Source organism: Sphingomonas sp. DC5200-1 (genome assembly GCF_049897245.1).
Lineage (GTDB): Bacteria > Pseudomonadota > Alphaproteobacteria > Sphingomonadales > Sphingomonadaceae > Sphingomonas > Sphingomonas aquatilis.
Window position 1 is genome coordinate 25,777 of the sequence record NZ_JAFCVW010000008.1, and the last position, 20,217, is coordinate 45,993.

Consider the following 20,217-nt stretch of genomic DNA (forward strand, 5'->3'; position numbering starts at 1 on the left):
GATCGCCAGACGATCCGGCCCTTTTCCTATAGCCGCGAGAACCGTACGTTCCGGATCCGCAAATGGCTGCGGGTCGTGCGCAAGCCGAACCAGCCGCGCGTATAGGGCGCGGCGTCGTGCATCGTGAACAGCCGCACGCCATCGCGCTCCACGGCGATCTCCTGCCCTTTCGCGATCAGGCGGATATGCATCCAGCGGTTGGGCACCAGCATCGCGGCGGCGTCGCTGCGATCGTGTTCGGGCAGCAGCGGCCGATCCCCCGTTCGGCCGACATAGCGCCGCATGCGCGTCGTCGTGTTCCGATTACCGCCGATGCCGACATAATAAGTCTTGAGCGTATCGTATTCCGCGAACGCGCCGTTGCGCGGTCGCACAAGCACCGATCCGCCGGGCACCGCCGGGTCCTGCGCCATCCAGAAGGCGTTGACGTCGCTGACCGCATCGTGCGGGCCGCCCGCCTGTACCGCCATCACGTCGTAATCGATCGCGACCGGTCCCGTTAGCGGGCGAGCATACCAGAGCGTCACGCCGTCCGCCGCGTCGATATCGATCACCCCGCCGCGCCGCAGCGTGACCGTGGCGCCCGGCTCCGCCTCGATCCGCCAGTGCGACAGGGTTTCGCGCGCGTTCGCCGCCGGCGCCGCGACCACCACCGCGGCGAGCAGCAGCGCGCGCACCGTCACAGGCTGCCGCCGTCCATCAGCGGCGCGAGCAGCACCAGATTGGCGGTCGCCGACAGCCCCCATTGCGCCGCATCGTTGGTCGAGACGTCGGCGAGCTCATCGACCGGCTTCAGCACCGCAGGCGGCAAGATGCGCCGTGTGCCCTTCGTCTGATCGCGGCCAGCCCGGTCGCCCACGCCGGTAAATTCCGCCCAGGCGCGCCGGGCGAGCGCCGTGTCCTTCGTCGCCACCGCCGCATACGCGGTGAAGCGCGAATGCGCCTGCGTCAGCGCCCGCCCCTTGCCGGGATCACCGGTCTTCGCGCGGAACGCGGCTTCGGGCGCGTTATAATACGCGCAATAGTCGATCCACGCGGCGCGATAGGCAGGCACGTCGACCAGCTCGAGCAGCTCGGCCATCGTTTCGAACACCCCGAACACGCCGTTGAGATGGCTCATGCTGACGGTATCGCCGCCGCCCACGAACCGCCCGGTGGCAAGGTCGAACGCCGCGCCGCCCGCGAACCATTGCTTCGGCAGCGTCGGCAGCGTGCGCATGCCCGCGACGATCCGGTCGCGCCAGCGCGTGTCGCGCGTCCGTTCCCATTCGGTCATCCAGGCGGCGACCAGCGGCCCCCAGATCGTGCCGAACGACATGAACACCTGCCCCGCCGGCAACGGTTTTTCGGAGACGACCGCCCCCGTCCCCACCGTGGCGCCGTCATTGGGCAGATGCGCGCCGACCTTGCGCATGATGTCAACGTTGGCGAGCATCCGGTCGCTGTCGATCAGCGCGTGCATCAGGTCGCCGCAGCGTTCGTCGGCGGCGAGGTAATAGAAGATGCGGCGATAGGCGGCGTTGGAGATACGCGGCTGTTTCGAACTGTCGCCCCAATGCTGCACGCCATGGCGCGTGCCGAAGCCCTTGAAGCGGCCGGTGTGATAGACGTCGACCTCGCCCGTGTGGCGCGTCATCGCCTCCGCCATGCGGAACACGTCGGCGCGGCCGGTGCGCAGATAGGCGTACCAGAGCCAGAGGTCGCTCGACAGCTCGCTGTTGTCCCAGGCGAAACCGCCGATGTCGTAACGCCAGACGTGCCGGTCGTCGTCATAGCTGTGCATGACGTCGCCATAGTTCCAGAAGCCGTACCAGCGACGCTGCTCGATCTGGCCGATGTAGAAGTCCAATTCGCGCGCCGCGCGGGTCTCGATGCCGCCGCGCACGCCCGGCCCGGGCGGCGTGGCAGACCCCCAGATGCCGAAGACATGGGCGTCATGCACCGCGGCATTGGCAGCGACGATGCGCGGCGGGCGGGCGACCTGCACCGCCATCTGCGCAAGGCGCGTACGGCTCGGCGTGGCGGGCAGCGCCCATAGCCGGAACTCGCTGGTCCGCGCGATGCCCGACGCATCGCCCCAGCCCGGCTCGTAATCCTCGTAGGTGACGTCGAGCCCCAGATTCTGGTGCGCGTAATCCGCCATGCCCATCGTGCCGTGATAGAAACGCAAATCCATCGCCGGCGCGTCGGGCGCGTGATACCAGAGCGTGAAGCGCGCCCCGTCGCCATCCGCACCGGCAACGTCGAGGCCCACCGGGCAGCGCTGCCAGAAATCGTGCATGGCAAAGGCAACGCCGCCGCTCGCCCCGCCGATATAGCCGAGACCCGCGGCGCGCTGGCCGCCATCCACGTCAACCCAGCCATGGCCCGGTCCGGTCCGTTTGGTGATCGCGAAGCCGTCCGCATTCGGCTGGCGCAGGCGGAATTCCCCCCAGGCCGGGATATAGTCGAGCTTGTCGCGCACCGCCGCCGCCATCTGGCCGATCGGCGGTACGGCGCGGCCCTCGGTCTGGGCGGTGCGGAACGCCTTGCCGGGATCGCGACGCAAGCCGGTGAGCGGCCGCACCGCTTCCGCCCACAGGCCGCCATCCTGTCCGGCGAAGCGGATGTGACGATCGTAGAGCGCATCACGCAGCGGCGCCTCACCGGTGACACCCAGTCCCCGGACGAAGCGCCTGGCGGGATCGCCGTCGAAGATCAGGCTATGCACCACCCGCACCGACGCCGAGCCCGCATGGAAGTAGAGCCGCAGTGAGAAGGGCAGCCACCGCTCGCCCTCGCCCTCATGCTGGCCTTCGACGCGCACCACCGCCCGGATCGGCCCGGTCTGTTCGACCACGGCATGCTCGATGCGGCTGGCGTAGCGCAACCGCCGCGGGGCGGCCTCGGCATCGTCGTCGGAATCATCCTGCGCCGATGCGGTGAGTGCCACGTTGCGCAGCACCTCACGCCCGCCGCTGGTCGCGCTGCGGATGATCGCCGCGCCGCTGCGGCCGATCGTCCAGCTCGTGTCACCCACCGCGACCTCGATCGCGTCACCCCGCTCGGCCACGCGCACCGCCGGGCCCGCATTGCCGGCTCTGCCCGCCTCGACCCGCAGGTCGGCTCCCAGCGCGGCGTCGGCCGGCACCGCATGGCCAGTCCATTTGATCGAGCCATCGGGCCACCATGCCAGCGGCCAGCTCTGCACGGATTGCGTCGCACCGCCTGCGCGGACGCGGTATGCATCGGCCATTCGCGTGCCGCGCGGCCAGGGCTGGCCCCAGGTCATGCCCTCATGCGCTGCGGGTGGGGCGCCGTCGAGCCAGCCGGCATTGCCCCCGGTCGCGCCTGTCGCCTTCACGACGGTATCGGCGGCGGCGACCGCCTCCGTCCCCATCACGCTTGCCGCGGTCGCGGCCGTCGTCGAAAGCAGGAACGTCCTGCGGCTCCAGTCGGCCATGTCCGGCACCCTCTCAAATATAGGACAGCTTTTCATCATATGATACTATTTGACGGCTGCGGTCAAAGCCATTTCCGGCCGGGCGCTCTGGCGCAAGATGCGGTGGCATCTTCATTTCCGCCGCGGCGCGACCTATGCCGTCACCATGACCACGGCTGAGCGCCCGATCCGCACCCTGAAGGACATCGCCCGGCTGGCCGGCGTCAATCCCGGCACGGTATCCCGCGCGCTCGCCAACAGCCCACTCGTCAACGAACAGACGCGCCAGCGCATCGCCGCGATCGCCGCCGAACATGGCTTTCGCCCCAATCTGATGGCGCGCCGGCTGCGCACGCAGCGCACCGGCGTGATCGGCATCGCGGTGCCGCTGGGCCATGAGCGGCGACAGCATCTGTCCGACCCGTTCTTCATGACGCTGCTCGGCCATCTCGCCGACGGCATCACCGCCCGCGGCTATGACGTGCTGCTGTCCCGCGTCGTGCCCGACAGCGACGACTGGCTGGACGATATCGTCCGGTCGGGGACGCTCGACGGCGTGCTACTGATCGGCCAGTCGGACCAGTTCGCGGTGATCGAAGAGGTCGCGCGCCGCTATCGCCCGCTCGTCGTCTGGGGCAGCACCGTGCCGGGTCAGGCGCATTGCGCGATCGGCGTCGACAATGTCGCGGGCGGCCGACTGGTCGGCGAACGGCTGATCGCGCGCGGCTGTCGCCGGCTCGCCTTCATGGGCGAGGTGCGGACGCTCGAGCTGATCGACCGCCACCACGGCCTGTGCATCGCCGCGGAGGCCGCGGGGCTGCCGCCACCGCTGCAGCTCGACACGCACCTCGCCTCCGACATCATGGCCGCAGAGATCGCCGCGAATCTCGACCGCGCGGGCGACGCGATCGACGGCATCGCCGCCGCCTCCGACGTGATCGCGATGCAGACGATCGCGGTGCTCGACCGGCGCGGAACCGCCGTACCGCAACGGATCGCCGTCACCGGATTCGACGATCTGCCCTTCGCCGCGCAGGCGCGCATCGGGCTGACGACGGTGCGGCAGGATCTGCCACGCGGCGCCGAGGCGATGGTCGATGCGCTGTTCGCGCGCATCGCGGGCGAAGATCGCCCGTCGCTGGTGATGGAGCCGGTGCTGGTCGCGCGCGACAGCGCCTGACGAGGGGTCAGGCGATCCGCGCGGTGTCGCCCTTCAGCTCCAATCGAAAGAACGGCGCAGCGGTGCCGCCGAAATGCGCGCGGCGGAAGGCGGCGTCGCTGCCGCGCGGCACACCGTCGAGACCCCAATAATCGACGAAGCTGATGACATCCCCCTCGCCCGTCACCCACCAGCAATAGGCCTGTGTCGGTTCCTCGACTGGATTGGCGGCGACGAGGCCGCTGCCGTTGAGTGGGCGCCACGGGCCGCACAGGTGATCGGCGACCATGCCGTACAGGCCGGTCGGCGCGCCGATGCCGGGGGCGAAGCGCTTCGCCTGCGTCGACCAGAACAGATAATATAGGCCGTCGCGCACGACGATATGCGGGCGTTCCAGTTCGTTGTTGACGCCGGTCGCGTCCACCAGCGGCGCCTCGATTGCCCAGCCGAGGCCGTCGCGCGTGGCGAGGCCGACGACGCCGTCCTGCACGTCGGTTGCACCCGCCGCAGAGCCAGTGAACAGCAGGTGTTCGCGCCCTGTCGCGGGGTCGAGGAAATAACCCGGATCGCGGAATCCCTTGATCCGGTCGTCGATCGCGGCGTCCTGTTCGGCCGGCGCATACCAATGGCCGTCGGAGCGCACCGTCTCGACCGGCGCGCTCCAGTCGGTGACGCGGCCGTCGACCAGCCGGCCGGCGGTTTCGAACAGGCGCTGCGTGAAGCGCGGACCACCGCCGCGCACACCCGCCGCGGTGAAGTGCATCGTCAGCGTCACATCGTCCTCGGCGAGCCAGGCGCTGCCCGACCATTCGCGCGTGCCCGGCGTGAAACCGTCGGGAAAGGCGTCGCCGTGATCGCGCCAGCCGTCCGCGCCGACGCTGTACAGGCGGATGCGCGCGACATCGTGCCGCGCCTCGGGATCGGGCGCGTGCGGCACGGCGAGGAAGAACCAATAGTGCCGCCCGTCGATCGTCGCGGTCGTGCCGTCGCGGCGTGCGATCGGCCACATGTCCCACAGGTCGCGGGCGGGATCGATCGCCACCACATCTTTCGCCAGGATTGCCGGCAGCCGCGCCGCCGCATCCGCCACCGCCCGCGCGGCATCCTCACGCCGCCACACGCTCATGCCCGTGCCTCCACGACCGGGCGTTCGCGGACCCAGACGACCGCCGCCGCCGCGCAGACCATCAGCACGCCGCACAGGGTCAGCACGTTGCGCGGATCGCCGCCCAGCCACGGGCCGTAGATCAGCGGCATCGTCGTGGAGAAGATCAGCATCGGAATGACGATCATCATGTTGAAAATGCCCATGTACACGCCCGTCCGTTCGGGCGGGATCGCACCGGCGAGGATCACGTAGGGATTGCCCATCATGCTCGCCCAGCCGATGCCGATCCCGATCGCCGGCACGAACAGCATCGCCGCGGTCGTGACATGCGGCAGCGCGATCATCCCCGCGCCCGCCAGCACCAGGCAGACGCCATGCAGCCGTGCCGCACCGATCCGGCGGGCGAGCGGCACCATCGCAAAGGCGGCGACGCAGGCGATGCCGTTATACCAGGCCGCCATCACGCCATTGGTCAGCACCGCGGAATGGAAGCCGCTGGAGGTCGCGTCGGCGGTGCCATAGACCGACCGGCCGATCGCGTAGATGACATAGGCCCAATAGGCCATCATCGCATACCATTGGAACAGGCTCATCAGCGCCAGCTTGCGCATCGCCAGCGGCATCTGGACGATCGCGGTGCCGATCTCGCGCAGCGCCGCCCCCAGGCCCTTGGGCGCCGCCGCGATCCGCGCGCGCTCGGCGAGCGACAGCGGCAGTTCGGGCACGCGCCGCACCGAATAGACGATCGTCGTCAGCGACAGCACCGCGCCGACCATGAAGGCGATGCGCGCGGTATAGGGGATGTTGTGCGCGTCGACCCAATCCTGGTTCATCCCCGCCCACACCAGCAGCGACGGCGTCAGGAAGGCGAGCATCTGCGCAAGGCCGGTGAACGCCGATTGCGTCAGGAAACCGATCTGATGCTGACTAGGATCGAGCCGGTCGGAGACATAGGCGCGATACGGCTCCATCGTGATGTTGTTGCCGGCATCCAGGATCCACAGCAGCGACACCGCCATCAGGATCGAACTGCTCAGCGGCATGCAAAACAGCCCGATCGCGCACATCAGCGCACCGACCAGGAAATAGGGCGTCCGCCGGCCCCAGCGCGTATCCGTCCGGTCGCTCAGCGCGCCGATCAGCGGCTGGACCAGCAACCCCGTCATCGGCCCCGCCAGTTGCAGCAGCGGCAGCGACGCCTCCGACGCGCCGAGATAGCTGTAGATCGGCGCCATATTGCCCTGTTGCAGCCCGAAACTGAACTGCAGCCCCAGGAACCCCAAGTTCATCTCGAGGATACGCGGCACCGACAGTCGCGGCTTCATCTCCGGCATACGCATGGCGCCTCTCCCTGACGGACGCCATCGTCGCAGCGTCATCGGGTCAGCGATAGCGGTTTGCGCCGATCAATACAACAATCGATTGCATGCGCTGTAATCAGCCATAAGCGCTGCCATCCAGCCGTCCCATCGCGCGCAGCAGCGCCGCCTGTGCCACCAGCACATCCGCACGCGCCGACGCGACCGCCAGCTGCGCGCTGCGATAGCTCTGGTCGGCGACGAGAATGTCGATCGTCGTGCGCAGGCCGACAGCATATTCGGCACGCACGCCCTTCAGCGCGAGATCGGCGGCGGCAAGACCATCGACGTTTGCGCGCAGCCGTGCCTGCGCCGCACTCAACGTCGCCCAGGCCGCATCGACGCTGCGGACGGTTTCGCGCTGTGTCGCTTCGGCCTGAAAGCGTTCGGCGCGGTTGGTCGCCTGGGCCTGGCGGATGCGCGAGGGCACGAGGCCGCCGGTCAACAACGGTATGCGCAGGCTGAGCCCGGCGGAGGCGGCGGCGTCATACCCACGCGTCCGGCCATCGCCGACGATCAGGCCGCGGCCATAACCGCCCGTCAGGTCCAGCGATGGCGCGCCCTCCGCGCGGGCCGCATCGATCCGCGCGGCGGACCCTGCGACGACGCGGCGTTGCTGGAGGAGCAGAGGGTTCGACGCCTCAGCCGCCGCGCGTGCCTGGCCATGATCGGCGGGCAGAGCGGCGGGCGGCGGCACGTCGGCGACCAAGGCACCGGCATCCTGCCCCACCGCGGCGCGATAGGCTGCGGCGGCGGTGGCCAGCGCCCCTTCCGCATCGGCGAGATTGGCGACGACCGTCGCGCGCTGCGCCTCCAACTGCGCGACGTCGGTGCGTGTCCCCTGCCCCAGGTTGAAGCGCGAGCGCGCCTCCTCCACCTGCCGGTCGAGCCGTTCGATGCCGACGCGCGCCACCTCGACCGCCTGCTGATTGTAGAGCAGATCGGCATAAGCGAGCACGACGCCCTGGAGGATCGCCGCTTCGGTATCGCGCAGCCCCTCCGCGCCCGCGGCGACATCCTCGCGCGCCGCCCGGACCGCCGCGCGCACCCGCCCGCCGGTCCAGATCGGCAGATCGGCCGCGACCGACGCATTGCCGGAACTGCCATATCCCAGCCGGTCGTATCCCGCACCGCCATTCGCGGACAGCGTCGGCCGTCCAAGCGCCCGCGCCTGTGCAGGCGTCTCCGCCAGCGCCTCCTGCCGCGCCCGCGCCGCCGCGAGCTGCGGGTTGGTGGCATAGGCCGCCGCGATCGCCTCACGCAGCGTCTCGGCAGAGGCGGGCGCGGCACTCAGCAACAACGCGATGGCGACGAGGCGCTTAGTCATGGCGCAACGCCCATGCCGGCGCCGCGCGGCTCGCCTTCAACGCCTGCCCCAGCACGGTCAGCACGGCGATCACGACGGCGAGCAAGGTCGCGCCGAGGAAGAACAGCGGCGACAGGCTGATCCGATCCACGAACCCTGCCAGCCACGTCCGCATCGCGAAGAAGGCGATCGGCCAGGCGACGAGGTTGGCAATCAGCACCGGCCGCAGGAACTGCCCGACCAGCAGCTTGACGATATCGCCCGACGACGCGCCCAGCGTCTTGCGGATCCCGATCTCCTTGATCCGCCGCGCGGTGTTGAACGAGGCAAGCCCCCACAGACCGACGCAACCGATCACCACCGCCAGCCCAGCGCCGATCGCGAACAGCCGCGTCGCCTGCTCGTCGGCCTTGTAGAAGTCATCGAGCCGGTCATCCGCGCTCTTGCCGCCGAAGGGCACCTGCGGCGCCATCCGCTGCCAGATCGCCTTCACCTGCGCCAGCGCGACACGCGGATCGCCTGCCACCCGCACGCTCGCGACGGTCACGAACGACGGCGCCTTGGTCGTGTAGTAATAATAGGTCGCCACGGTCGGCGTGCGGGGCGATCGGAAGCGCATATCGGGAACGACCCCGATGATCGTACGCGGACGGTCGCCGCCGACCGTCTTCCCGATGGCCTCATCCGCCGAACGGAAACCCAGTGTGCCGACCGCCTTCATCGTGATGATGATGTTCTTGGCCGCCCCGGATGGCCGCTGACTGTTGTCGTCCATGCGATGCGCGTTGTCGAACAGGCGCCCCGCCACCGCGCCGACGCCATGCGCCTTGAAGAAGTCGGGGCCGACATCGACCCAGTTGAGCATCGGGCCGTCTCCCGGCCGCCCGGGGATCGGAACGTTGTCGCTGCTCATGCTGCCGCTGCCGCCCACGGCGAAGTTGGAGAGGCCGATCGCCTTGACCATCGGCAGCGCGCGGATCGCGGCGACGATGGCGTTGGCCTGGCCCGGACTGATCTGCGCACTCGACAGGGACGGGATCACCAGCAGGCCGTCGCGCCGGAACCCGATATCGGCGGTGCGCACATAGCGCGTCTGTGCGACGAGCACCGCGGTGCCGATCATGAAGGCGATGGCGAGGCCGAACTGGAAGACGACCAGCGCCTCGCGCGTCCGCGTCCCCGCCCGGCCGCCGCCCGGCGCGCGTGACGACGCCAGCACCGCCGCCGCCGGAAAGCGTGCCAGCATTACCGCAGGGTAGAAGCCCGCCGCGATCCCGGTGACGATCGCCAGCACGACCAGCGCCGGCACAACGATCTGATAGGGAATCGTCAACGACAGGCCGCCCGCCGCATTGACCAACGGCAGGCCCAGCTCGGCCAGGATCAAACCGCCCAGTGCCGCCACCGCAACGGTCAGCACGGCTTCGCCCAGGAACTGGCGAACCAGCGCGCTGCGACTGCCCCCCAGCACCTTGCGCATCGCCACCTCCCGCGCGCGCAGCCCCGCGCGCGCCGTGGCGAGATTGACGTAATTGACCAGCGCGATCAGCAGCGTCAGCACGCCGACGATGCCCAGCGTCACGACCGTCTGGCGCTGCCCGTCGCCGATATCGTTGGTCAGATGCACCTTGGTCAGCGGATACATCGCAAGGCCTATCGATTCCGACGGCTTCGGCCCCATGTCCCGCACGCCATGCCGCTCGACGAACGCAGGCATCTTTTGTTCGAACGCCTGCGCCGCCGCCGACGTATCGAAGCGGAGATAGGTCGACAGCGACGTGCTGCCCCAGTGTGTCCACTGCTCGGGATGACCTGTCTTCGGCAGCTGGACCAGCATCGTGAACTGCCGCTCGGTCGCTGCTGGCAGGTCCCGGAAAATGCCGGTGACGCGATATTGCTTGGGCGTGTCGCCCGCGGCAGCGATCGTCATCGTCTGGCCGATCGGATCGGTGGTGCCGAAATATTTGCGCGCCTGGCTTTCGCTGAGCAGCAGGCCGGTCGGCGATGCGAGCGCCTGCCGCCCGTCGCCCTTCACCATCGGGATATCGAACACATCGAAGAAGGTCGGATCGGCCTGCGCCAAATCCTCACGCGTCGCGACGCCGTTGCGCAACACGCTGCCGCCGTTCTTGCCGCCGGAATAGCGCGTGCCGACGATGTCAGGGAAATCGCCCTTCAACTCGTCGAGCAGTCCACCCATCGTCTCGGGCGTCGGGCCGTTATATTCACTACCCTTCATGTTCCAGACGGTTTCGACGAGATAGATCTTGTCATGGTTCGGCAGCCATTTCTCGAACCCCGTCTCGAACCGGACGTAGAGGCCCAGCACCAGGAACACGGCGATGCCCACGGCAAGGCCGCCGATGTTGAGCGCGGCGTAGAGCTTGTGCCGGGTCAGCGAGCGGTACAGCGACAAAAGCGCGAAGCGGTTCATGGCGTCCCCTCCCCTCAGATCGCGCGCATGGCGCTGGCGACGATGCGGCCGTCGAGCATGTCGATGCGGCGCTTCGCCATGTCGGCGTGGCTGGGCGAGTGCGTCACCATCACGATCGTCGCGCCCTCGGCGTTGAGCGCGGACAGGATGCCCATCACCTGTTCGCCGTTGGCGGTATCGAGGTTGCCGGTCGGTTCGTCCGCCAGGATCAGCTTGGGATCGCCGACGATCGCACGGGCGATGGCGGCGCGCTGTTGCTGGCCGCCCGACAATTGGTGCGGGAAGTGGCGGGCGCGGTGGGCGATGCCGACCTTGTCCATCGCCGCGGCGACGCGCGCCTTCCGGTCGCCTGCATCCTTCCGATAGGCGAGGCCGAGCGCGATATTCTCCTCGATCGTCAGCTCGTCGATCAGGTTGAAGCTCTGGAACACGAAGCCGAGGGTCGAGCCGCGAAACTTCGCCAGCTCCACCTCGTCCAACGCGGCAAGGTCGCGATCGCCGAACAGATAGCGGCCGCCCGTCGGCCGATCGACCGTGCCCAAGGTGTTGAGCAGCGTCGACTTGCCGCAGCCCGACGGCCCCATGATGGCGAGGAACTCCCCCGCCGCGACGTGCAGGTCGATGTCGGCGAGCGCGGTGGTTTCCACCTCGTCGGAGACGTAGCGGCGCTGGATGTTTTCGAGACGGATCACGAAGAGCCCTTTCAACGGATGTTGAGGATGTCGCCCTTCACGGACGACGTGTTGGTGGTGACGATGCGTTCGCCGGGTTGCAGGCCGGACAGGATTTCCACCTGTTCGGGGTTGCGGCGGCCGGTCTTGATGGTGCGACGGCGGGCATGGCGGCCATCGGCGTCGAGCACGAAGGCGGACGAACCGCCACCCGATTCCAGCCAGCCGCCGACCGGCGCGACGAGAGCGGGCGCGGTGCTGCCGAGCGTGATACGCGTGTCGATCGTCTGGCCGCGGTTCAGGCTGGCTGTCGGCGCGCGGTCGAACGTCAGTTCGACGCGGAAGCGCCCGTCCTTCACCGCCGGCAGCACCTTCGACACGGTCAGCGCCATGCCGTTCGCGGTGGCGCGCTGACCGACCGCGACGCGGCCGAGGTAATATTCATCGACATCCGCCTCCAGCTTCCACGAGCCTTCGCTGTCGACCTGACCCGCGGGGTCGCCGGGCTTCAGCGTCTGCCCGGGCTGCAGCGTAAAGTTGGTCAGCCGGCCACCAGCGGGCGCGCGGACCGTCAGCGCGTCGAGCCCCGATCGCACCGCGGCGAGATTGCGCTCCAGCCGCGTGCGCGTGTCGTCGAGCCGTGCGCCCTGCGTCGTGGTGATCCGCGCCTCCGCGGCGCCGCCTGATTGCAGCTGCGCCAGCCGCTTTTCCTGATAGGCCGCTTCTTCGGCATAGCTCTTCACGCCGGCATCGGAGACGAAGCCCTTGTCGTGCAGCTGCTGGCGGATGCCGAGGTCGCGGCGCGCCTTGATGAGGTCGTAGTTCGCCTGTGCGATCTGTCCGGCACGATCGAGGCGATTGCGCGCGATGCCGAGATTTTCGCCGGCGAGCCCGCCCAGCTGGCTGGCGATCTGCGCCTCGCGGGTCAGCACGTCGAGCTTCAGCGTCGGGTTGGCGAGGGTCGCGAGCGGCTGCCCCTCCGCCACCATCGCGCCGTCCTGGACCAGCAGTTTCTCGACCTGCCCGCCTGACAGCACGCCGACCAACGTGGTGACGCGCGGCGCCACGGTCGCCCGGACCGGCAGGTAATCGGCGAAGGGCGCGCGTTCGATCGTGCCGGTGTCGATGTCCGTGGCGGCGACGTCGGTCGATCCGCTCGCCGGCATGATCCGCCACAGCGCGATGGCAGCGATCAGCGCGAGGCAGACGGCAATCGCGCCACGGCGTCGCCACCAGGGGCGTGCGGGCCGATCGACGCGGCGGTCCATCGCGGCACCCGGCGACGTACCGGGGGAAGCAGTTGCGTGTTCGGACGGTTCGGTCATCATGGCGCCAGTGTCGCCGCGAACAGCCGAAAAGCCTAAACCATTATGAATACTGGACTTTTACCTCAAACATCGGACGGCGACCGTTCGCAAGCGGACGCACTGTCCGGAAATGGACGGTCGGACAGCGTGTCAACCGGACGGACGATTCTGCTGATCGACGACAATCCGGCGGTGTTCGGCGCGATGGACATCGCCTTTCGCATGGCCGGCCATCGGCTGGATGGTGCCAAAGGGCCGGAGGAGGCAATGTCGCGCCTGGCGACGCAGCGCTACGACGCGATCCTGCTCGATCTCAACTTCACGCCGGGGGAATCGAGTGGCGAACAGGGTCTCGCCTGCCTCGCCCGGATCATGGCGGACGATCCGGCCGCCTGCGTCATCGTGCTGACCGCGCATAGCGGTATCCGCATCGCAGTCGCGGCGATGCAGGCTGGCGCGCGCGATTTCGCGATGAAGCCGTGGCGCAACGCTGACCTGCTCGCCCGCGTCGAGGGGGCGATCCTGCGCGGGGCGGCCGCGGCGCCGGCGTCGCCGCCGTCCGCCGGAGCCGAACCCGCCCGCCTGCTCGGCGACAGCGCGGCGATGGAGCGGGTGCGCGCGCTGATCCGCCGCATCGCGCCGACCCCCGCGGGCGTCACCGTCACAGGGCCCGCCGGAAGCGGCCGGACGCTTGCGGCGCTGGCGATCCACGCCGCCTCGCCATGGGCCACGCGGGCGCCGATCACGATCGACCTGCGCGATCCTGCCGCCGGGGCGTCGTTCGATACGGCCGAAGGCACCGCGATTTTGCGACACCCGGACGGGCTGGACGCGTTCGCACAGGATCGGCTTGCCCAGCGGCTGCCGGCCGGCATCCGCTGCATCGCGATCGCGTCCAGCGTCACGGCGCTGTCCCCCGCACTGCAACGCAGGCTGGCGACGGTGGAGGTAGTGATGCCGCCGCTCGGTGCGCGCGACGACGATGCGGTGCTGCTCGCGCGCCATTTCGCGCGCCTTGCCGCCGAGCGGTTCGTGCGGCCGCCGGTCCGCTTCACCGACGCCGCGATCACGGCGATCCGCAACGCCGTCTGGCCGGACGAGGTCCGCGGCCTCGCGCTGACGATCGAACGCGCGGTGCTGCTGTCGGACGATGGCATCCTCGATGCCGCGCTCATCGCACCCGCCGCCCCGATCGCGGACAATGTGGTCCCCACCGCGCCAGAGGCGAATTTCGCGCTCAGTGATGCGGAGCGCGCGATGATCGAGGCAGCGCTGCGCGAACATCGCCACAACGTCACGCAGGCGGCGACGGCGCTCGGCCTCAGCCGCGGCGCGCTGTATCGGCGGATGGCGCGCTATGGTCTTTAAGCGCGGGCCCTCGCCCATCGCCCTCAGCCTCGGACTGGTCGTGGCGGGCATCGTCGCGGCGCTCGCCTGGCAGCAAGGCACCTGGGGCCTGGGCGCTGGCGCAGCGCTGGTTGCGCTGTGGCTCGCCGCGCTCAACTGGTGGCTCGTGGCGCGCCCGCGCGATGTAGTCCGACCGGACCCGGCACGGACCGACGACGCCGACGGGCTGGTCCTCCGACTGTTGCTCGACGCCGCGCCGACGCCGCTGCTGGCGATCGACGCCACCGCCGCGCGCGCGCTCAACCGCGCCGCACGGCGCCTGTTCGCGACCGACGACCGTATCCTGCCCGTGCCGCCGGCGCTGACCGATGCCACCGCCACTCATCTGCGCCACGAAGGTCGGGGCTGGCGGATCGACCGCGTGCGCGTCGCCAACGGGCAGGACGTCGCCGCGCTGATCGACATCGAACAGGAGGAGCGCGCCGCCGAAGCCCGCGCCAGTGCGGAGATGATCCAGGTGCTGGGGCACGAATTGCTCAACGGCCTCGCCCCCATCGCCTCGCTCGCCGAAAGCGGCGCCGTCGCGGTCGCGCGGCCGCAGGTCGACGTGGCGTTGCTGCGCGAAATCCTCGACACGCTCGCGCGCCGCGCGGAAGGGTTGCAGCGCTTCACCGAAGCCTATCGCGCCATCGCCCGCCTGCCGGAACCCACGCGGCGTGCGGTGCCGGTGGGGGAACTGGCGGACGATCTCGCGCGCCTGTTCGCCACGCGCTGGCCCGCCGTCGCGCTGTCTGTGACGGCGGATGCCGACGCCTGGACGCTCGATCGCGACCAGATCGTGCAGGCGGTCTGGGCGCTGCTACAGAACGCCGCCGAAGCGGCCACCACCGCGCACGCCGCCGGGGCGCTGGTGGCGCTGCGCATCACGGCAGACGACACGCTAGCCATCGAGATAGAGGACAATGGCGCCGGCGTTCCCGCAGACGCCGTCGCCCGCATCTTCCGCCCCTTTCATACCACCAAGGCGGACGGCACCGGTGTGGGCCTCAGCCTCGCGCGGCAGATCGCGCTGGCGCATGGCGGCACGTTGACGCTAGCCTCCGATGCGCCGACCCGTTTCCGCCTCACGATCCCCTGACGGCGCCAAACCCCCTTTCGCGCGTTCAGCGCCCGACCCATGAGGAGCCCGATCGATGGCCGACGACACCAGTGCCAACAACCAGCCCGCCGGCTACGTCCCGCCCGAGGTATGGACATGGAACCCGGGCAATGGCGGCCAGTTCGCCAGCATCAACCGCCCCATCTCCGGCGCGACGCAACAACGCGACCTCCCCACTGGCGACCATGGCCTGCAACTCTATTCGCTGGGCACGCCCAACGGGCAGAAGGTGACGATCATGCTCGAAGAGCTGCTCGCCGCCGGCCATGCAGGTGCGGAATACGACGCCTGGCCGATCGAGATCGGCAAGGGCGACCAATTCGGCAGCGGCTTCGTCGCGATCAACCCCAATTCGAAAATCCCGGCGCTGCTCGACCGCCGCAGCGATCCGCCGCTGCACCTGTTCGAAAGCGGATCGATCCTGATCCACCTCGCCGAAAGCTTCGGCGCGTTCCTGCCCGCCTCGGGCCCGGCGCGGGTCGAAACGCTCAACTGGCTGATGTGGCAGATGGGCTCCGCGCCCTTCGTCGGCGGCGGCTTCGGCCATTTCTACGCCTACGCGCCCTTCCGCATCGAATATGCGATCGACCGCTATGCGATGGAGGCGAAGCGTCAGCTGCACGTGCTCGACACGCGGCTGGCCGACAACGCTTTCCTCGCGGGCGACGACTATACGATCGCCGATATCGCCGCCTGGCCGTGGTATGGCGGTCTGATGGACGGCATCTACAGCGCGCAAAAGTTCCTGTCGGTCGAGGACTATCCGAACGTCCGCCGCTGGACCGATACGATCGCCGCACGCGAAGGCGTCCGCCGCGGCCGCATCGTCAACCGCCTGACCGGCGCGCCCGGCACCTTCCTCGCCGAACGCCACAGCGCAGCGGATATCGACCGTGCGTTGGCGGAAGGGCACGAGGCCGCGTGACATCCAGGACTGGCTGACATCACCCTCACCCTTCCGCGCCTTCGGCGCTCCCTCCCTCTCCCGACGGGAGAGGGAAGAGCCGGCAAAGCCGGCGAAGGGTGAGGGCGAAAAAGCCTACCCGATCAGCCGATAGCCAATCCCCTGTTCGTTCGCGATCAGGCTGCCGACGGCATGCGGCGCCTCCAGCTTCTGGCGCAGGTTGCGGATCACGATGCGGAGATATTCGACCTTCGGATCGTGGCCGCCCCACACGCGCTGCAGAATCAACTTGTGCGTCACGACGCGCCCGGCATGGTCGGCGAGCAGCGTCAGCACCTCATATTCCTTGCGCGTCAGATGCACCTCCGCGCCCGCGCGTTCGACGCGGTGCGCGGCGGAATCGATCGTCACCTCGCCCGCACGCACCACGCCGCCGCCCTTCGCCTCGCTCCGCCGGAGCGCGACGCGCAGCCGGGCGAGCAATTCCTCGCTGTCGAACGGCTTGGTGACGTAATCGTCCGCGCCGAGATCGAGTGCGGCGACCTTGTCCTCGGTCGTATCGCGCGCGGAGACGACCAGCAGCGCGACCCCCGGCGTCCGCGCGATGACGGGCACCAGCTCCAGCCCGTCCCGCCCCGGCAGCCCCAGGTCGAGCAGCACCGCATCCGGCGCGTCCTGCGTCACCGCGGCCAGCGCCGCGCGCGCATCGGCTGCGTCGATCACGTCGTGGCCGGCGCGCTCCAGCGTCTGGCGGAGCAACCGCCGGATCGCCGGTTCGTCGTCCACCACCAGCACGCGCGCCATCAGACCTGCCCCTCGACCATTGCGTCGCGTACGATCGTCGCGGACGGGAAGACCAGCGTAAACCGGGCGCCCGCGCCATCATCACGATTGGCCGCCTCCACGCCGACGCCCATCGCCTCCGCGAACGCCTTGACGATGGCGAGGCCCAGGCCCGTGCCCCCGGCCGAGCGATCCGATCCGTCGAAGCGGCGGAACGTGTCGAAGATCGCGCTTTCCGCTCCCGGCGGCAGGCCCGGCCCCTCGTCGACCACCGACAGGCGCAACGTTGCGCCACGATGCGCGCCGACGATGCGGATCGCGGTGCCCGGATCGGCATAGCGCCCGGCATTGTCGAGCAGGTTGAGCAGGCAATGATGCAGCAATTGCGCGTCGCAGCGGACCAGCGGCAGATCGGGCGGCACGTCCAGCCGGATCGCATGACCGGCGAGCGCGGTGCGCGCGTCATGCGCCGCGCCCGTCACCGCATCGGCAAGGTCGGTCGGCTCGATCGCGAGCGTCAGCGCCCCCGCCTCGATCCGTGCCATGTCGAGCAGATTGGCGACGAACCGGTCCAGCCGCCGCGTCTCGACCTCGATCGTCGTGACCAGATCCGGCGTCACGCCGTGGCGCAATTCAGCGGCGGCGGCCTTCACCGCGGTCAGCGGCGTGCGCAGGTCGTGGCTGACCGACGACAGCAAGGCTCCGCGCAGGCGATCGCGGGTGCGGATCGTCTCGACATCGCGCATCTCGCCCTCCAGCCGCAACCGCTCCAGCACCATCGCCGCCTGGTCGATCAGGCTGGTCAGCAGCGGCAATTGATCGGCGCGCACCGGATCGCCGCCGCCGTCGCGCGCGAGGCCCAGTACCGCCAGCGTCCGCCCGGCGTGCGACAGCGGGTGGAACACCCAGTCCGATGCGGTCAGCGTGCCCGATCCGCGCCCCGTCGTCGTCGCATTGTCGAACGCCCATTGCGCCGCGGCAAGATCGAGCGTGCCGAGCTGATAGCCTTCCGCATCGGCGGCCTGCACATCCAAACCGCCGGCGCCCGCACCGAGCAGCACGCTATGCACGTCGAGGATATGCGCGATCTCGCGACAGGTGGCGCGCTTCACCGCCGCATCGTCGGCCAGTTCGGTCAACTGGCGCAGGAAGCCGGTCAGCGCCGCATTGGTCCGCGCGCTCTGACTGGCGAGGTCCGCCTGCGCCCGCACCCGCGCGGCGAGATGGCTGGTGACGAAGGCGACACCCAGCAGCACGAACACCGAAATGACGTTTTCGGGATTGCTGATCGTGAACGTGCCGGTCGGTGGCAGGAAGAAAAAGTTATAGGCCAGGCTCGATGCCAGCCCCGCGAACAGGCCGGTGCGTAGACCGAACAGGCTCGCCGCCGCCATCACCGGCAGCAGGTACAGCATGCCGACGTTGCCGAGCTGCAGCACGCGGAACAGCGCGGTGCCGGCGCCGGTGACGCCCGCGATCATCGCGCTGGTGGCGACATAGCCCAGCCGCGTGCCCCATGCGCCACGCCGGCGCGGCAGGCGTTCGGGCTTTGCCGCACCACCCGCGACCGGCAGCACGTGGACGGTCACGCCCGGCGTTTCGCGCACCAGCCGGTCGACCACCGAACCATGCCGCAGTTCGAACCAGCGCGACCGGCGCGACTTGCCGACGATCAGCTGCGTCGCGCGCGCATCGGCCAGATAGGCCTTGATCCCTTCCACCACTCCCGCCGCCGGAACGGTCACGACCGTCGCGCCCAGCTGCGTCGCGAGCGTCATCGCCGCCGCGACGCGGGCGTGCTGCGCATCGCTGAACGCGGCGACGCGCGGCGTCTCGATGAACAGTGCCGTCCACGGCCCGCGCAGGCCGTCCGCGACGCGCTTGCCCGCGCGCACCAGCCCCTCGCCGCCCGCCAGTTCGTTGATCGCGACGACGATCCGCTCCGCCCCCGCCCAGGTGCCGCCGACGCCCAGCGCGCGGACATGCTCCAGCATCTGCGCGTCGACCGCCTGTGCGGCGCGGGTCAGCGCCAGTTCGCGCAAAGCCGACAGATTGGATTTGGAGAAGAAATGCTGGAGCGCGCGCGTCGCTTCCTGCGGCAGATAGACCTTGCCCGCCTTCAGCCGCTCGATCAGCTCGTCGGGCGGGATGTCGACGACCTCGATCTCGGCCGCCTCCAGCACGCTGTCGGGCACCGTCTCGCGCACGCGCACATGGGTGAAGCCCGCGACGATATCGTTGAGGCTTTCGACATGCTGGATGTTGATCGTCGAATAGACATCGATCCCCGCAGCGAGCAGTTCCTCGACATCCTGATGCCGCTTGGGATGGCGGCTGCCCGGCGCATTGGTATGCGCAAGTTCGTCGACCAGCGCGAGGCGCGGCGCGCGGGCGATCAGCGCATCGAGGTCCATCTCGTGCAGCGTCCGCCCTTCATAGGGGATGGCGAGGCGCGGCAGAATCTCGAACCCGCGGGTCAGCGCGTCCGTCTCGGCGCGGCCGTGCGTCTCGACCACGCCGACGACGACATCGACGCCCTCGCGCGCCCGCGCCTTCCCCTCGGACAGCATCTCGAACGTCTTGCCGACGCCCGGTGCCGCCCCCAGGAAGATCTTCAGGCGGCCGCGACCCTCCTGCGCCGCCTGACGCAGCAATGCCTGGGGGTCGGGCCGGCCGTCGCTCATCACCTGCGGGATGCGTCGAGCGCGCGGTTGAGTGCAAGCACATTTACATGGGGTTCACCCAGCACGGGGGCCTCGGTCGCCGCGGCGACCAGCGCCTCGATGCGCGCCACCGGCAGGCCGCGGACGCGCGCGATACGGGGGGCCTGCGCCAGTGCAGCGTCGGGCGACAGATCGGGGTCGAGGCCCGATCCGCTGGTGGTGACGAGATCGGCGGGGATCGGCCCCGTCACGCCCTCCGCCCGGCGCTTCGCCACGTCGGCGGTGACGCGATCGGCCAATGCCTTGCTTGCCGGGCCGAGGTTCGATCCGCTCGACGCCATGCCGTCATAGCCCTTGCCCGCCGCGGAGGGGCGCGTCTGGAAATAACGGTCCGACGTGAACGCCTGCCCGACGACGTCCGACCCGATCACGCGCCCGCCCTGTTCGATCAGGCTGCCGTTGGCCTGATGGGGGAACACGATCTGGCCGACGCCGGTCATCGCCAGCGGATAAACGATGCCGAGCAACGCCGCGAACAACAACGTCATCACGATCGCCGGCCGCAAGGCCGAAGAGAAATCCTTGCCCATATTCTAT

At 69.5% G+C, this 20,217-nt stretch carries 15 protein-coding genes; 4 read left to right on the forward strand and 11 right to left on the reverse strand.

The window, feature by feature from the left end:
• Positions 1-26: 26 nt before the first annotated feature.
• Together ACP7A3_RS16180 and ACP7A3_RS16185 are read right to left on the reverse strand one after the other, a co-directional pair.
• Complete coding sequence (locus tag ACP7A3_RS16180; RefSeq protein ID WP_426256606.1) at positions 27-683, reverse strand: DUF6250 domain-containing protein; 657 nt, start codon at positions 681-683, stop codon at positions 27-29.
• Positions 680-3,442: a Tat pathway signal sequence domain protein gene (locus ACP7A3_RS16185; RefSeq protein ID WP_426256607.1), complete on the reverse strand. Its 2,763-nt coding sequence runs from the start codon at positions 3,440-3,442 to the stop codon at positions 680-682. The genes ACP7A3_RS16180 and ACP7A3_RS16185 overlap by 4 nt, the downstream gene beginning before the upstream one ends.
• Before the next feature lie 97 nt (positions 3,443-3,539).
• Between ACP7A3_RS16185 and ACP7A3_RS16190 the strand changes: the two genes are divergently transcribed.
• Positions 3,540-4,601, forward strand: coding sequence for a LacI family DNA-binding transcriptional regulator (locus ACP7A3_RS16190; protein ID WP_294312108.1), 1,062 nt, complete (start codon positions 3,540-3,542; stop codon positions 4,599-4,601).
• Between the two features lie 7 nt (positions 4,602-4,608).
• Here the strand turns inward: ACP7A3_RS16190 and ACP7A3_RS16195 are convergent, their stop codons facing one another.
• From ACP7A3_RS16195 to ACP7A3_RS16220, 6 genes are all read right to left on the reverse strand, one after another.
• Positions 4,609-5,706, reverse strand: coding sequence for a glycoside hydrolase family 68 protein (locus tag ACP7A3_RS16195; protein WP_426256608.1), 1,098 nt, complete (start codon positions 5,704-5,706; stop codon positions 4,609-4,611).
• Positions 5,703-7,028 carry an MFS transporter gene (locus ACP7A3_RS16200; protein WP_426256609.1) on the reverse strand — a complete coding sequence of 442 codons (1,326 nt, stop codon included), beginning with the start codon at positions 7,026-7,028 and terminating at the stop codon, positions 5,703-5,705. The genes ACP7A3_RS16195 and ACP7A3_RS16200 overlap by 4 nt, the downstream gene beginning before the upstream one ends.
• A 97-nt stretch (positions 7,029-7,125) precedes the next feature.
• Complete coding sequence (locus ACP7A3_RS16205; protein WP_426256610.1) at positions 7,126-8,373, reverse strand: TolC family outer membrane protein; 1,248 nt, start codon at positions 8,371-8,373, stop codon at positions 7,126-7,128.
• Entirely contained in the window at positions 8,366-10,786 is a 2,421-nt protein-coding gene (locus ACP7A3_RS16210; protein ID WP_426256611.1) for an FtsX-like permease family protein, read from the reverse strand. The genes ACP7A3_RS16205 and ACP7A3_RS16210 overlap by 8 nt, the downstream gene beginning before the upstream one ends.
• A gap of 14 nt (positions 10,787-10,800) precedes the next feature.
• The gene (locus ACP7A3_RS16215; protein ID WP_426256612.1) at positions 10,801-11,478 is read right to left on the reverse strand and encodes an ABC transporter ATP-binding protein; all 678 of its coding nucleotides are present in this window, start codon (positions 11,476-11,478) and stop codon (positions 10,801-10,803) included.
• A gap of 11 nt (positions 11,479-11,489) precedes the next feature.
• Positions 11,490-12,782 (reverse strand): efflux RND transporter periplasmic adaptor subunit, encoded by a 1,293-nt coding sequence (locus tag ACP7A3_RS16220; protein WP_426262754.1) that lies wholly within the window; start codon positions 12,780-12,782, stop codon positions 11,490-11,492.
• A 129-nt stretch (positions 12,783-12,911) separates the two neighbouring features.
• Between ACP7A3_RS16220 and ACP7A3_RS16225 the strand changes: the two genes are divergently transcribed.
• From ACP7A3_RS16225 to yghU, 3 genes are read left to right on the forward strand one after another with little or no spacing between them, the layout of a single operon-like run.
• Positions 12,912-14,132 carry a sigma-54-dependent transcriptional regulator gene (locus ACP7A3_RS16225; RefSeq protein ID WP_426256614.1) on the forward strand — a complete coding sequence of 407 codons (1,221 nt, stop codon included), beginning with the start codon at positions 12,912-12,914 and terminating at the stop codon, positions 14,130-14,132.
• On the forward strand, positions 14,122-15,249 hold the full coding sequence (locus ACP7A3_RS16230; RefSeq protein ID WP_426256615.1) for a sensor histidine kinase: 1,128 nt from the start codon (positions 14,122-14,124) through the stop codon (positions 15,247-15,249). Before ACP7A3_RS16225 ends, ACP7A3_RS16230 begins: the two co-directional genes overlap by 11 nt.
• A 55-nt stretch (positions 15,250-15,304) precedes the next feature.
• A complete protein-coding gene (yghU, locus tag ACP7A3_RS16235; RefSeq protein WP_426256616.1) occupies positions 15,305-16,195 on the forward strand; it encodes a glutathione-dependent disulfide-bond oxidoreductase in 891 nt (296 codons plus the stop codon).
• Positions 16,196-16,309: 114 nt separating this feature from the next.
• Here yghU and ACP7A3_RS16240 read toward each other — a convergent pair whose 3' ends face one another.
• The 3 genes from ACP7A3_RS16240 to kdpC are packed head-to-tail and all read right to left on the reverse strand — an operon-like array spanning position 16,310 to position 20,210.
• Positions 16,310-16,978, reverse strand: a complete 669-nt coding sequence (locus ACP7A3_RS16240; protein WP_426256617.1) for a response regulator transcription factor — start codon at positions 16,976-16,978, stop codon at positions 16,310-16,312.
• Complete coding sequence (locus ACP7A3_RS16245) at positions 16,978-19,641, reverse strand: DUF4118 domain-containing protein (RefSeq protein WP_426256618.1); 2,664 nt, start codon at positions 19,639-19,641, stop codon at positions 16,978-16,980. The genes ACP7A3_RS16240 and ACP7A3_RS16245 overlap by 1 nt, the downstream gene beginning before the upstream one ends.
• Positions 19,641-20,210: a potassium-transporting ATPase subunit KdpC gene (gene kdpC, locus ACP7A3_RS16250; RefSeq protein ID WP_426256619.1), complete on the reverse strand. Its 570-nt coding sequence runs from the start codon at positions 20,208-20,210 to the stop codon at positions 19,641-19,643. The genes ACP7A3_RS16245 and kdpC overlap by 1 nt, the downstream gene beginning before the upstream one ends.
• Positions 20,211-20,217 lie beyond the last annotated feature (7 nt).

Excerpts from the sequence above, each read along its gene's own strand:
- ACP7A3_RS16185 (WP_426256607.1), bottom strand. The coding sequence starts at position 3,442 with ATGGCCGACTGGAGCCGCAGGACGTTCCTGCTTTCGACGACGGCCGCG.
- ACP7A3_RS16190 (WP_294312108.1), top strand. The coding sequence starts at position 3,540 with ATGCGGTGGCATCTTCATTTCCGCCGCGGCGCGACCTATGCCGTCACC.
- ACP7A3_RS16195 (WP_426256608.1), bottom strand. The coding sequence starts at position 5,706 with ATGAGCGTGTGGCGGCGTGAGGATGCCGCGCGGGCGGTGGCGGATGCG.
- ACP7A3_RS16200 (WP_426256609.1), bottom strand. The coding sequence starts at position 7,028 with ATGCGTATGCCGGAGATGAAGCCGCGACTGTCGGTGCCGCGTATCCTC.
- ACP7A3_RS16205 (WP_426256610.1), bottom strand. The coding sequence starts at position 8,373 with ATGACTAAGCGCCTCGTCGCCATCGCGTTGTTGCTGAGTGCCGCGCCC.
- ACP7A3_RS16210 (WP_426256611.1), bottom strand. The coding sequence starts at position 10,786 with ATGAACCGCTTCGCGCTTTTGTCGCTGTACCGCTCGCTGACCCGGCAC.
- ACP7A3_RS16220 (WP_426262754.1), bottom strand. The coding sequence starts at position 12,782 with ATGACCGAACCGTCCGAACACGCAACTGCTTCCCCCGGTACGTCGCCG.
- ACP7A3_RS16230 (WP_426256615.1), top strand. The coding sequence starts at position 14,122 with ATGGTCTTTAAGCGCGGGCCCTCGCCCATCGCCCTCAGCCTCGGACTG.
- yghU (WP_426256616.1), top strand. The coding sequence starts at position 15,305 with ATGGCCGACGACACCAGTGCCAACAACCAGCCCGCCGGCTACGTCCCG.
- ACP7A3_RS16240 (WP_426256617.1), bottom strand. The coding sequence starts at position 16,978 with ATGGCGCGCGTGCTGGTGGTGGACGACGAACCGGCGATCCGGCGGTTG.
- ACP7A3_RS16245 (WP_426256618.1), bottom strand. The coding sequence starts at position 19,641 with ATGAGCGACGGCCGGCCCGACCCCCAGGCATTGCTGCGTCAGGCGGCG.
- kdpC (WP_426256619.1), bottom strand. The coding sequence starts at position 20,210 with ATGGGCAAGGATTTCTCTTCGGCCTTGCGGCCGGCGATCGTGATGACG.